Consider the following 13,551-nt stretch of genomic DNA (forward strand, 5'->3'; position numbering starts at 1 on the left):
CCGTGGCGGGGTGGTCAGGTGCCGAAGCCGTCGGTCAGCCGCAGGTAGCCGGTGCGGATGGTGGGGTTGTCGGCGTCGAGGCGTGCGCTCTGGTCGGTGGGGACGATGGGGTGGTGGGCCCACTGGGGGGTCGAAGGGTTGTCCTCGGTGGGGGTGGCGGGGTCCGGGAGGACGAGTTCGGACCAGTCCCATGTTCCTTGGGGGGTCGCGGGGTGGGGCAGTGCGACTGCTTCGGTGAACGGCGTCTGAGCCGGAGCCGGCCAGGCGGTGCCGGTTTCGGCGGCCCCTGCGCCGGGCGCCACGGTGTCTCGGGTGGCGGCGGGGACGCGGCGGGTGGTGGTCAGTACGGGGCTCAGGCGCAGGGCGACGCGCATGGCGGCCATAGCGGTGCGCGTGAAGCGGGAGGGCAGGCGCAGTTCGGTGACGGGCAGAACGTCGGTGGTGGCGTGGACGGCGGCCTGGGGGTCGATCAGCAGGGTGAGGTGGGTAGTCTGGGTGGAGTCGGCCTTCAGGCGGGGCCAGTTGCCGGAGCCGATCGCCTCTACGTAGCTCTCCGGGTCGGGGACGGTAGAGGTGACGACGGCGTACAGGCGCTCATAGGCGGTTTCGGAGAAGTAGCCGAGGAGTCCGTCGCCCTGCTGGCCGGGGTTGCCCAGGCGCACGGGCCAGGGATAGGCGAGGTGGCCCATCTCCGGCGGGATGCCCTTTTTGATACGTTCCCGCCACTCGGTCAGTGCTTTCCAGTCGAGGGCGTACTTCCAGCCGGGGTCGGCGAGCGGCGGACCGTCGAGTTCGAAGCCGAGCCGAGTACGGACCAGGGCGAGGGGGCGGCCCAGCAGGGTGCCCAGGACTTCGTCACCGTAGGGGTTGCCCGGGTTGATGCAGGCCAGTGCTTTGTCAGTGCTGGAGAGCAGGGCGAGGAAGGTGGCCGGACCGGCCGCGAGGAGGTGGGCGGCGAAGCGGTAGAGGTGGGGGCGGCTGTCGCGCAGGTCTTCCAGGCGGTGGGCGTTCGAGTCGGGTAGCGGTGCCCACTGGACGACGGTGGAGCCCGTGGTGGTGTCGCTGGTCTTCTGGGCCAGGCGGATCTCGCCCAGTGGTGCTCCCGTGGGCGCGTAGCACAGCAGTGCACGGTCGACGTAGTTGGGGACGATCCATCCGCAGACGGGGGTGGTGCCGGAGTTGAGGTCGACGCGTTCGTTGTCGTTGTGCTCGCTGACGAAGTCGAAGCGCAGCCGGGAGGGTTGCAGCAGGCGTGGCGGGAGCTGGACGAGCCGGTCCGGATAGTCCATGTCGGCGCGTTTGATGCCGGGGCGGACACTGTCGGCGACGATGGGCTTAAGTTTCTGTGCGTCGCCGGAGAGGACGACGTCCAGGGTCTGGCCGAATTCGTCGATGACGCTGAGGCGGGTGAGGGCGATCTGCCCCGCGCGGATCTGCGTGAACCCGGAGGCGTCGTAGGTGCCCTGCTTCACTGGGCCGGGGTTGGGCAGGTAGCGGAATTCCTCGCCCACCAGGTTGGCGATCCATGGGTCGGAGGGGCGGACGTTGGGGGCCGCGTCCCGGCAGGCGAGGGCATCGGTGAGGCCGTCGGTGCTCTGGGAGAGCAGGTCAAGTTCCTTCACCTCGGCGCAGGCGGTGGCGAAGGAGTCCGCACCCTCTCCGGTGAGGTCGGCGGCGTACCGGTCGAGCTGGCTGCTCATCGTGTACTGCGGCAGCGGCACCAGGAAGCGGCGGCCGTACTTTTCCAGAGGTGGCGCGGCGTCACCATTCTTCCACTGGTAGGTGGCGCCGTCGAACTCCCAGCTGGGGGACGTGGTGTTGAAGGGGACGGGCCAGTGCTGCACCGTCCATTGGTAGAGCAGGGGTTTCCAGGGCTGGCGCCACACGGGCAGGAGTTCGGGTGTGGGGCTGGCGAGGAGATAGACGAACTCGCCCAGGAGAGCGGCCACGATTCCGGGCAGTTCCCCGGGCTTGAGCCTGTTTCTGAACGGTTCGGGGAAGGTGTCGCCCGGTTTCACCGTGCCCTTGATGTCGCGGGGCTGCCGGCAGACGAGGACGCTGTCGTCGAGGTCGCGGTAGCGCTGATGGCTGGTGGCGCCGCCGAGGACGACGGTGGGGTCCATGGCTTCGAAGAAGGGAGGCAGTGCCTCGCGGCGCAGCTCGCAGCCGTCGGGGAGCTTCTTCGCCGAAAGGTACCGGCGGACGGAGTCGGCGAGTTCGGTCGCGTCCCGCCCGTGCGGGATCTTGTCCAGCAGCGTGGTGACGGCTGACTGACGCCGGGCCACTTCCACGACGAGGCTTGCGGGCTTCGACGTGTCGAGTTCGTCCGAGAGGTTCTTGGGGAAGGGCTTTTTGGGGAGGAAGGCGAGGCCGTTCATCCACCACAGGGCGTACAGCCTGCTCTGGAGTGCGGCCAGTTCCCGGGTGGCGGTGTCGTGGGCGTCCTGGTCCCGGTTGAGCTGGGCGAGCAGCGCTTCGGCGTCCGGGCCGGCTCCGGACCAGGTGACCGATTCCGGGGTGCCCGGGGGGTTGACCTCCTCGGAGGTGTCCACGATCCGCCAGACATAGCCGCCGGGGTGCTGTTCGAACCAGCCGCGGTGCATGGCCTGCGCGGTGAGGATGTCCCCGTCCTGCTCGTCGAGGGTGTCCACCAGGCCACGTCCCAGTGCGTGCAGCAGCATTCCGTCCTCCGCCCCGGACTCGCCGCTGGTGGTGGCGGAGGCGGTCAGCAGTGCGGCGGTTGCCTCGTCCGCGCCGCTGCCGAACGCGATCTTCACTTTGTGCAGTCCCGGGTTCGGGTCCGGCCGGTCCGATGCGGGGATGCCCCCGGGCCGGTTCCACGCGACGCCGGCGGTGCGGCCGCAGTACACGGTGGATGTCGGCTGCCATCCGGCCGGTGGCCCGGTCCATTCCAGCGCGGCCAGTGCCTGCTGCGGGCTCTCCCCGGTCTTGATGCGGCGCAGCAGTTCCTCTTGGCCGGGGTCGGAATGCCAGCCCACCACCTGGTAGTTGACGGTCGCCCGGTCGATGTCCTTGAGGCTGTCGTCCTTGAGTTCGTCGTGGAGGGAGAAGACGTTCTGGTGGTAGGGCTGGAAGGCGTGGAAGGTCATCAGCCCGGGGCCGACCGAGGAGAGGAACATCTCCTTGCGTTTGAGTTCCCGGCGAGCGGGTTCGTTCCATGGTGTCCCGCGCGGGCCGATGTCCTGACGCCTGCCCATCATCGTCGGGGTCACCGTGGACCGGTACGGGGTGTCCTCGGTCTTCCCGGGGTTGGGCCTGACGGGGTGAATGGTGGCGGAGGTGCCGTCCCGGTCGTCGAGGTAGTCGCTCTCCACCACCCAGCCGGCCGCCAGTCCCGGGTTGTTCTCGACGTGCCGTACGACGAGCCAGCGGTTGGGTACCAGGGGGAAGACACTGTTGCCACCCGGTGTGCGGGGAGCGGCGTGCCGCAGCCCCGCGGGTACTTCCCAGCGCACGTACACGCCGTCGTACTTGAGGTATGGCTCCTCTGTGGTGGGGTCCGACCAGGGGATCTCGCTCTGGAACGGTCCGGGCTCCGGGCTGAGGTGATGCGCGAGCCGCTGGAAGTGGGGCGCCCAGCGTCTGAAGCCCTGCCCGTCGCGTTTACGTACGTCCCGGTTGACGACCAGGGCGTCCACGCGTACCGGCACGATCAGCGGATTGGTGTCGTCGTCAGCCATGGGAGTGCTCTCCTGTTCCGGGTGTGCTCTCGCGCTGAGCGGCCCGGAAGGTGCGGCGCTGCGCGGCGTTGATCAGCTGGATGGCGAACTCGGCCGGGGTCAGGGCCCGTCTCACGGCCGTCGCGTTGCCGAGCCGGTCGGCGAGGTAGGCCGTGCGGAACACACGGTCCGGCAGCCCCGGTGCCGGGGTGCGCAGATAGGGGATGAGGCCCGGAGGATCGGGGAAGCACTGGCCTGGCAGCTCCTGGCCCAGGGTGCCCGGGGACAGGTCCCGCAGCCGGATGATGCCTCTGGTCACCGGGTCCTTCTCGGTGCTGCCGGCGGGCTCGTCGATGCCGAAGTGAACACCCTGCTGAGGCTCGGCGATCTCGACCCGCTGCGGCACGCCCGGCATCAGCAGCAGCAGGACATCGTCGGCGAGTTTGTCCCGGCGGATCACCGACAGTGCCTGCTCGCCCTCGGTGGCCTGCTTGTTCGGGTAGGGGCGTACTTCGAGGGCGGGCCAGCCGGGCACCAGTTGCGAACGGATCAGTACACCGGTGAGCCGTCCCTGTGCGGGCAGGGCCAGACCGCCGGGACCGAAAAGCACATCGTCCAGAGCAAAGTTGAGGTCGTGGGCGAGCCCGACACTCAGCGCGCCCTCCAGCAGCGCCCCGATCCAGCCCGCGTCGACATGGAAGAACCGCAGGCTCTCGGGCGGCAGCATCCGTCCGTCGGACACCAGATGGGCGAAGGGAACCCCCTTCAGGTCCCGGAGCCTGAGCAGCCAGTCACGCACGACGGCGAGATCCTCATCCTCCTCCGGCGGTTCGGAGCTGTCGCCGGTTCCGGTCAGCACCGTGAGAGCCGCCCGCAGCCGCTCGCGCAGCGCACCGTCGTCACGTACCCGTTCGGCGGTCAGCCCGGCGGCGCCGGGCAGGCGCGGCGCCGCCGCGACGGGCGTCACTCGCGCAGGCTCACCCGCAAGCCCGTCTTTCCTCTCCACGGCGGCGGCTCCCGGCGCCACCAGCGTCCGGGTGAGCTGTCCGCCGAGGCCCGCCTTCACCCACTGGTCCAGCCGTGCCTTGGCCCCGCCGGGCACCAGCCCGTCGCGGCCCTTGTATACGAGGGACGGGGCAGCGTTCCCGGCGTCGGCCGGGGCCTCGGGGGTGGCGGAGAACACCGTTGTGTCCAGAGCAGTGACGGTCTTCAGGGCTTTGGCGCGCACGCGCAGCAGCGCGGCGGCGAACGCGTGGTCTGCGAGCGCGGCACCCCGGCCCGTGGTGAACGCCACCGCGAGGCTCAGGTCGTAGACCCCGTACTCCTCCAGGTGTGTCAGCGCCTCCCGGGCGCAGCGTCGGCGCGCCTGGCCGGCCGGCGGGGCAACAGGTGCGGGTGTGAGCGGGCCGCGGTACCAGCCGAAGGTGGCGTGCCCCGCCTCCGTACGGCAGGGCAGCGGTACGTACCCCTGGTCCAGCCGGTCGGCGACGTCGCTCTGTGCCGTGCCCTCCAGGCTGGTCCTGTCGGCGGGGATTCTCAGCAGCAGCCCGGTCCCGTCGGGGCCTTGGCGGTCGACGAAGTTCTCGGTGAGGGAGGCGAATCCCGGCACCTGGTCGGGCAAGGTCTCGAACGCCGATGACCACAGCGAGATCAGCCGCAGCGGCTGGTCCTTCGCCGTGTGCTCCGTGCCCGGGGCGGCCGAGGGCAGCGTCCAGCCCTCCAGCGACACCAGGTGCACCGCGTAGCGTCCGCCGACCGCGCTGGGGAGACGGTTGCCGACGACGACCGCGTAGGAGCCCGGCTCGATCAGGTCCGGATCGTCAACGGCCCTCTGGTGTCGCTCGTCGACCACCCGGACGTGCGTCAGATACGGCAGGTCCCCCGCAGTGGGGGCGAGGGCGTCGAACACGCCGCGGGTGGTCAGGACCGTGCCGCACACCACCTCCAGATCCTCCGCCGGGATGTCCTCGGGGTGGGCGAGCGGGGGCAGGGTGACGTCCTTGTCCTCCGGGAGGCGGCTGAGAGGATCGGACAGCTGCCGTACGGTGCGCGCATCGCTCCGGCCCAAGCAGTGCGGGTCGTTGAGGAGTTCGGCCTCACCGAAGACGAGCAGAGCCATCCACGGCAGCCGCGTCGCCCCGTCCGCCGCGAAGGCTTCCCGTTCCCACGGCAGGGTGTCGCGGTTGATGGTCACGTGCGGCAGCACGTCGGCGTACAGGCCCGTCGATCCGGGGGGAGGGTAGGTGCCGTGGATCCAGTCCGGCTCTACGGTGAAGCGCGGCGCACGCACCTCCAGTTTCTGGGTCACGGGCTTCTGCGCGGTCGGCAGGTAGCCCTTGTCCACCGCCTCGCCGCTCTTGGTGAGGCTCTGGTGGGCGGTGAGCGTGTAGGTGCCCGCGGCCAGCTTCGGTACCAGGCAGTCCACGAACCCCACACTCAGCCGCGGGTCGGCCTGTGCGGTGTCATCTGTGTGAGTCATGTCCCCTGCCCTTCGTCCCGCGTGCTGCTCTCGGCCTCGTCATCGGTGTCACCCGGGCCTGTTTTCCTGGGGATCTCCGGCTCCCTGGTGAGGGCGATCGCCACCGGCGTGGCCGCCAGGGGAAGCGAGAGGGGCAGCAGGACGGGAGCGTCGCCCGAGGTGTCGAGCACACGGACGCAGCCGAGCCCGGTATCGCTCCCGGTCTTGACGGTAGCGGTGTCCTGGCTGGTGGACCGGGCGACGAAGACCCGATTGCTGTCCAGCGACACGGCCAACGCCAAGGGCTGGGAGCCGACCCACGCCGGAACCCCCACCTCGCGCGGCGTTGTGCCGGACACATCGAAGACCGACACCGTGCCCGCCACACGGTTGGCCACATACAGCCGCTTCCCGTCCGGTGACGCTGCCAGAGCACTGGGATCGGTCCCGGTCATCAGGACCGCCACCGGCTCCCTCTCCTTCTCATCGAGGGTGAGCTGGTCCACCACACTGACGGTGGACTGCCCCGCGTTGAGCACGTACAGCCACCGGCCACGGGGATCCATCGCCAGTAGGGTCGGACAGGGGCCGGCCTTCCGCTCGAAACGCGTGATCAGCGCGTCCTCCTTGACCTCTACGGCCACCACGCTGTTGCGCACCCCGTGGGCGACGTACACCCATCCGCTCTTCTTCGACCACAGATCGGGCTTCGCCCCGCACACGACGTCCACGGCACCGTTGTTCAACCCTGTGCTGCGGACCTTCTCCGGGGTCTTGAGCGCGATCTGCTCCAGCTCCCCCGCCGTCGTGGAGACGAGGAACGCCCATGCGCTGTCGGGGGAAATGGCCGCTGCCCGGGCGCCCTGGCCCACCCAGACGCCGGTGGTGTCCAGCGCTTTCGCCGGGGTCGGCGGGGTGAAGGAGGTACGCATGATCAGGGGGTGCTGGCTGGAGTTGCCGCTACAGGTGCGTTGTCCGTTGGGGCTGACCGCCAGGTTCCCGGCGGGTACGGCGCCTTCGGCTGTCTGGTCGGCGATGGTGAGGCTGTCAGTATCGACTGTGCTCAGCACGCCGTGGTCGTCGAGGACGAACAGTCGTGGTCCTGGGGGCAGGGGCGGGCTCGGCAGCTGTTTCATCAGGGCTTCGATGTCGCCCGGTACGAGATAGTCGTCGGGGTCCAGCCGGTCGTTGGTTCCGGGGCCGACGCCCATGACGGTCATCGCGTCGAACAGCCGGTTACGGGCCCAGACCGTCTTGGGCTCCGTGTCCAGGAGCAGGGTGCCCCGGGTTTCGCCGCCCGGGCCGGGAGCCGGGCAGCCTCTGACAGGCAACGACGCGCCGGGGGTGCCCCCGTAGGTGGTCTCCCGCGGGTGCACCCGCCCGGCCACGTCGCGCACGGACTCAGCCGGGAGCGGGGGGCCGAGCGGCAGAGCCCCGTCCGGCATCCGGTCGTCATGGGACAGCGCGTCGGCCTCGATGCTTCCCGGGGAGCTGCCCCGGTCGGGCTTGGGCAGCCGCAGGTTGATTCCGGTGAGCTGCTGATCAACCCGCTGGGGGCTGGATGGGGTCAGCTTTCCGCCGTAGCGGCCCCACAGTGCGGCGGGCAGGCTGCTGTCCACCCGGGGCGAGGGCTCCGCCTCGTACCAGTCGCTCAGGTCGTGAACGGTTTTCTGCTGATCGGTCAGGGTCAACGTGAAAACGGATGTCAGTTCGGTGGCGCGCATGGGCCGTAGATGGACGCCGGCACTGCCGTTCAGCTCGACCGGCTGTGATCCGGACGGGCCGACAAGCGTCCATGTGGTGACCGGGACGGCGGTGCGGACGGTGAACGAGAACGCGCCCGGACCGACGACCCACAACCCCTGCTCCAGGGCGTCTTTGGACGTGACGGGGATCAGCCCGTCGGTGGCTGCCAGCCGTACGGCATCCGTGGCGGCGGGCAGCTGCCTGGCCACGTCTTCCCAAGTCGCGATCCGGTCACCGGCGGAACTGTGGTTGCCGAACGCGACCGTGAACTTGATGAACCACAGCTTCACGGTGACGGTTCCGGCGGTCGGCGGACCCCACAGGGCCAGCGTCGCGCCGATCTCCACCCGGATCGTCTCGCGCACCAGCCACAGATCAAGGACGTAGCTGACGCCCACACTGATACCGATGCTGACGTCGAAGCGCAACGGGGCCCACTCCATCAGCATCCGCGCGTGCGCGGTCAGCCAGGCGTGCAGGTCCCCGGACCGGTAGTTCACCTCCAGGTCACCACCGGCCATGACCGCCCCCGGGGTCAGCGCGAAGAACGCGCCTCCGGTGATCGCCAGTTTGGACGTGACCGGCCAGGAGAATCCGAGGCGGGGCACCTGTGGATAGTGGGCCGGCACCGCATACCCGGGGTGGTAGCCGCCCAGGGTGAGTACGAAGTCCCCCGACCGGGCGCCGTCCACCCATACGTAGAGCGCGAAGCCCCCGGTGAGGACACACGCCTCGTCGATGAGGTAGGAGCCCGGTGCGAGCTGTGCGGTGAGCTTCAGGATCCCTTCACTGGCTCGGTACTTGACCGACATGCCCAGGCGGGCCCTCGCATACGCCTTGCCCTGCTTGGGGAACCGGGCCTCCGCCGTGCCCAGGACCGCGACGGCGAAGTCGTCACCGACCTCCAGGACCAGCAGCGCCTGGCATTGGAGGAACTCGAACACGTTGAAGGTGAGACCGGCGGCGAACCACATCTGCCCGGCGGCCGGCCGCACCACAGCCTTCTCACCTCCGTCCGTCAGCGTCTTCAGCACCTTCAACGGCTCGGTGTCCGGGTCCGTGGAGGTGAGGTTCTTCAGGAACGGGAAGTCCAGGACCTTGTCGCCCTCGGGCACCCTGACCGTGCTGTTGAAACCGAACCCGGCCAGGATTCCGGTGATCTCCACCGGAGGCGGTCCCCCGAACCTCCCCGATACCTTCCCGAACAGGAACATCGACGGCCAGCCGCCGTCCTTGGGCTGCGCGTAGGCGCCCAGCGCGGTCAGCCCGAACTTGCTCGCCGACACCACCAGCACGCCCTCGATGAGCACCGCATACGCGGGATCCGTGCGGTTGACCAGCGCGCCCATGACCGTCAGTGGCGGACGGTTGTATCCCGCGCTCAGACCGTCCAGCCGGAACTCCGGCTTCGCCGGGTCCCGCAGCGGCACACCGATACCAAGTCCCTCGACGCCGAGCGTGAGCCCGGCCATCCCCAGCGACGCCTCGAACAGCACCCACACCGTGCCGTCCACGTAACTCACCCCGACGCGGCCCAGCCGCACCGGCCCCACCGTGCGCTGCACGTCCACCCACGCCACCACCGGGGCGGCCGGGGCAGCCGGGGCGCCGGGCGGTAGATCCTTCGTGTCCCGTCCGCCCTTCACCAGTACGGACACGGGGTGGGCCGTCCCGGGCAACTGCACGTCCACCGCGAACGCCACGCCCTTGGCCAGCCCCTCACCGGGCAGCGGTGCAAGGTCCGGATCGCAAGCCGACAGTGCCTGGTTCAGCACCGCCACCCGCTGCGCGGACAACTGCTTCGACGCCACGAGCACACCCGTTCCGCGCAGGGAGACATCCTGCCCGGCCGGGATCTGGTCCTTCAGCAGCGGCACCTGCGACAAGCCCACGCCGATCCCCACGACGGCGCGCACCGCCCACTCGCGCTCACCGCTCTCCGGCTGGACGGACGCCACGACCAGCGATCCGCCGGCGTCCTTCGCATGAGCGGCGAACACCACCGACTTGCGCGTGGACGAATAGCCGATGGTGATCCTGTCTGCCGTGCCCAGCTTCCCCAGCAACTCGGCAGTACTCTCCTCCTCAGCGCCCAGCAGCTTGGCCAGATCCGCCAGCGACACCCCCTGGGAGTCGGTCCAGCCGGCGGTGAACTCCCCCTCCTGGACCTTGCCGACATGGAACGTCAGGACACGCGGATCCCCAATGCTCTGGGGCACCTCAAGTACGAGAGCGCCGGTGTAGGTCTGGCCGTACCCCGTCCCGCTGCCCTGTCGCTTCTCCAGAGCCACCTCCAGACGCAGAGACGCGTTGACGTTCCCCAGCGGGAATGCGCAGGCGCAGACCACATCGAATGCCTGCCCCGCGCTGTCGAACGACACAGTGACCTCGCGTACGGTCACATCGGACAGCACCGGAGGCGGCGCGATGTGGAAGCGAGGGAACAAGTCAGCGGGTGACACGTCCCGGGCTACGCCGGAGAACCTCCACCGGCCCCCGTCGTAGGTCGCCTGGAGGCTCAGCGTCGTCCGGCCAACAGCTGCCTGCGCTCCGATGCGGCCTGTGGGGCGCCCCGTGCCCGTACCTTCCACTGCCAGTTGGAAGCCGGTGAGCGCGAAGACGTCACCGATCATCCAGGGACCCGCGAGGTCCAGATTCACTCGGTAGCTCTGCGACCGTGCGTTGATCCACGCGGTGAAGGCTTCGGCCACTCCCGGAATCTGAGTGCCCGGAAGAAAAATCCCGAGAACGTCGGCAAGGGGCAACGGTTCAAGAAGCGTTGCCTGGAGATCCAGTCCTGGAACCGACACCGAAACGCCGACGCAGGAAGAACCAATATGGAGAATCCCGCCGAGCCGCGTATACACGTTCGCTGAACTGCTCGGTGACCCGATGGCGTATTCGATGTCGATCTCCTCGATCTCGAACACATCGGGGAGCAGAGACCAGCTGACAGGGATGGTTACCCGCACCGAGGCGGTCAGCACCGGGTTCAGCCCTGCCTCCGAGCGGTCCGGTGCGACAACAACGCTCACACTTTTCAGGTCGACCGTGCCGGGAACAGAGAGACCGGGAATATTGTCGGGGAGCGCAAAGAGTTCGCCGCTCGCCCCCGGTACGAGTTGAGCAAGGGAAGTGAGCGAGGTGGACACGCCGGTGAACTCACCGGCGAGAGTGCATGTGGTTGAGGCTGCGCCCGCCTGCGGCAGACCACGTAGACGCAGCGTTCCCGAGGGGGCACCGGCGAACGGCAGGTCACCGCCGACCGTCGCATGTGCGGCGGCCGCGTCTCCTCCCTCAGGATCAAAGGAAAGCACCAGCAGCAGCTGCGTGAACCCGTACGTCCGCAAGAAGCCGGCGTCGAGTTTCAGATACGGCAGGACAATCTTCCACTGGTGCGGATCCGAGGCATCGGTCACCGTGACGTCGATGCGCAGCCCGGCCACGGCCTGCGGTGATGCCGCCGAATCGACCCGGAAGACGACTGTCGCCTCAGCTCCCGACGTGATCCCGGGGATGGAGATTGCTCCTGAGAGCCTGAGGCGGACCGGGTCGGACACGGTCAGGCCAGTTACGGACAGCGCTCCACGGAGGTAGCTGTCAAAGAGCCCTTCGGAACCTGGTAACGCCAACTCTTCCTTGCTCAGGAGGAAGTCGCCCCCGATCGCGGGGAACTTCCTCCTGAGTTCCTCAACTGTCAGCGCCATGAAGTACCCCCTTGACCCGCGACCTGCGCTCTTCGCCTTGCTACCGCCCCCCTTGGTGGGCTAGTAGCCAACTTCAACTCTTCCCTGGTCGTCGATCGTCAGGTGCCAGTTACCGCAGATGAAGCGCTGTTCGTACGCCATCGTTTCGGTCCAGTCCGGATTTACCATCAACTGCGAGGTAAAAACAGACATACTAATTTGATCGTTATTGAAGTACCTGTCATTAAAATACGTGTACTCGTGAGCAGTGGACTCCTCGATTTTTCCGGACCACCCTTGCACGTTATTCAGATGGGCGAGTGTGGGAATTCCAGATTCCTGGAAGAATTTGGTCCCTGAGCTGACGGTCAGGCGTTTAGGTTTGAGCAGCTTGACCCATTGCTCGTGGGACGATGTGGCGCTACCGTGGTGGCCCATCTTGAGGGTGACGCTGTCAGAGGGGATCTTGGGTGCCCAGGCGCCCAGGATAAATTTTTCGGTGAGGACAGTCGCGTCTCCCATGAGCATCACCAGACTCTTCTTGTAGACCAGCGAAAGCACTGTGCTGTCGGGATTCGGATCGTAGCGACTCAACTCTTTCTTGAGCCGCACCACTTCATGCGGGTCCGTCCCTGCCTCCAGTACCTTCACCCATTTTTGCTGGCGCGTCGCGTACGATCCCGTGGCATTTGCAGCGACGACGTAGAGCCCTTCATCACTTCCGATCCGGACAACCGGCTGCCCATACCGCCAAGGAACATCGACAATCCCGCCGGGCGGCGGGCCACTGAACGCAAGGGAATTGGCGAGCGGCAGCGCACCATGACCTTTAAGCCATTTATAGGTGGCATCTCCCTTGACTCCGGAGAAATTGTCGCGTCCGTTCTTATAATCCTCCAGCACTCCGGTATAAAAGATTCCCTTCGCCGTAAAACCCTCCAACGCCCTTACCAGGAGATTGTAGTGATCCTCGTCCGCATGAGTGATGAAGAGATAGTCGATCTCTCTCTTCGGGACATAATTATTCAGAACATTTCGAACGTTGGTAAGTGCGTCCACGCGCTTGTTGCTGGTGCTGTCGAGAAGACAGCACGCGTTTTTGGTGCTTCCGCAGTCGATCAACACCACCTCGCCACTCCCGGCGGGCGGATCCGGGAAAACGATCAAAGTGCAGTCCCCCTGACCCACGCCGACGAAGATCACCCTGACGTAGGGGCCGGACGGGACAGGGATGACCATCTCTGACTCCTGACTCTCATGTCCAACTCGCCCAGATCACCACCAAGCATTACAAACAAGAGCCACAGGGCAGACGCAGAAATGGCAGAGCCACCTGCTCCGGGGACAGAGGTAACGATTCTCCGAGCGCCTGTCTCAGCGCACGCCGGTGCATCGTTGGGGCACACTCCATTACCTGGCGAAGAAGGGGACCAGAGCCGCAGGAGTGACGTCACTTGTCGAGGGGTTTGAGGAGCGCCCAGAACCACGGTCGGGTGATGTTGATGAGTTCGGGAGGCACTGGGGTTCTTGCCGGGGCAGCATCGGGCTGCTCCTGGTGAAAGGTCCTGGTCCTGCCGCAGATGTCGTAGGTCGAGCTGTACGCGGCGATCCGGCGTGACCATCGTGGCGGCACGTGAGGCGGGAGCTTGAGCGCAAGCACGGCGTGACGTGGCGGACGGTACGGAGAGGTCGGCTGACCCTCCACTGGTCTCATCCGGGCCCGCCACCCAGCGGGCGGCGGGCCCGGATGAGACACCGGAGCAGACGGGATGAAACCGCTCATCACCGGTCGAGACCGCCGCTTTGCTCCAGGTCATCCACGAACTGCTCGTGCACTCGAAGCTCGTGGCCTCTGCCCGGACTCGTCAAGACGATGGCCTTCGCCTCCCCGAGTGCCGTGGGACCAGCCACCAGTAGCTCGCGCGTGATCACCACCGCGTCAAGCACCTCGACTCAGCGCTCACTCAGTAGCCTCAGCACG

At 67.6% G+C, this 13,551-nt stretch carries 4 protein-coding genes; all 4 read right to left on the minus strand.

All coding sequences use genetic code 11. From position 1 onward, the window contains the following. Positions 1-14: 14 nt before the first annotated feature. From A6A29_RS39055 to A6A29_RS39070, 4 genes are read right to left on the minus strand one after another with little or no spacing between them, the layout of a single operon-like run. Positions 15-3,701: a hypothetical protein gene (locus A6A29_RS39055; RefSeq protein WP_073728215.1), complete on the minus strand. Its 3,687-nt coding sequence runs from the start codon at positions 3,699-3,701 to the stop codon at positions 15-17. Further along, positions 3,694-6,159, minus strand: a complete 2,466-nt coding sequence (locus A6A29_RS39060) for a hypothetical protein (protein ID WP_073728217.1) — start codon at positions 6,157-6,159, stop codon at positions 3,694-3,696. The genes A6A29_RS39055 and A6A29_RS39060 overlap by 8 nt, the downstream gene beginning before the upstream one ends. Then, positions 6,156-11,591 (minus strand): YncE family protein, encoded by a 5,436-nt coding sequence (locus tag A6A29_RS39065; RefSeq protein WP_079183216.1) that lies wholly within the window; start codon positions 11,589-11,591, stop codon positions 6,156-6,158. Before A6A29_RS39065 ends, A6A29_RS39060 begins: the two co-directional genes overlap by 4 nt. A gap of 60 nt (positions 11,592-11,651) precedes the next feature. Continuing rightward, positions 11,652-12,809 (minus strand): ComEC/Rec2 family competence protein, encoded by a 1,158-nt coding sequence (locus tag A6A29_RS39070; protein WP_073728221.1) that lies wholly within the window; start codon positions 12,807-12,809, stop codon positions 11,652-11,654. Positions 12,810-13,551 lie beyond the last annotated feature (742 nt).

The organism is Streptomyces sp. TSRI0281, assembly GCF_001905125.1.
Classification (GTDB): Bacteria; Actinomycetota; Actinomycetes; order Streptomycetales; family Streptomycetaceae; genus Streptomyces.

Coding starts and splice junctions, on each gene's coding strand:
- A6A29_RS39065 (WP_079183216.1), bottom strand. CDS start 11,591: ATGGCGCTGACAGTTGAGGAACTCAGGAGGAAGTTCCCCGCGATCGGG.
- A6A29_RS39060 (WP_073728217.1), bottom strand. CDS start 6,159: ATGACTCACACAGATGACACCGCACAGGCCGACCCGCGGCTGAGTGTG.
- A6A29_RS39070 (WP_073728221.1), bottom strand. CDS start 12,809: ATGGTCATCCCTGTCCCGTCCGGCCCCTACGTCAGGGTGATCTTCGTC.
- A6A29_RS39055 (WP_073728215.1), bottom strand. CDS start 3,701: ATGGCTGACGACGACACCAATCCGCTGATCGTGCCGGTACGCGTGGAC.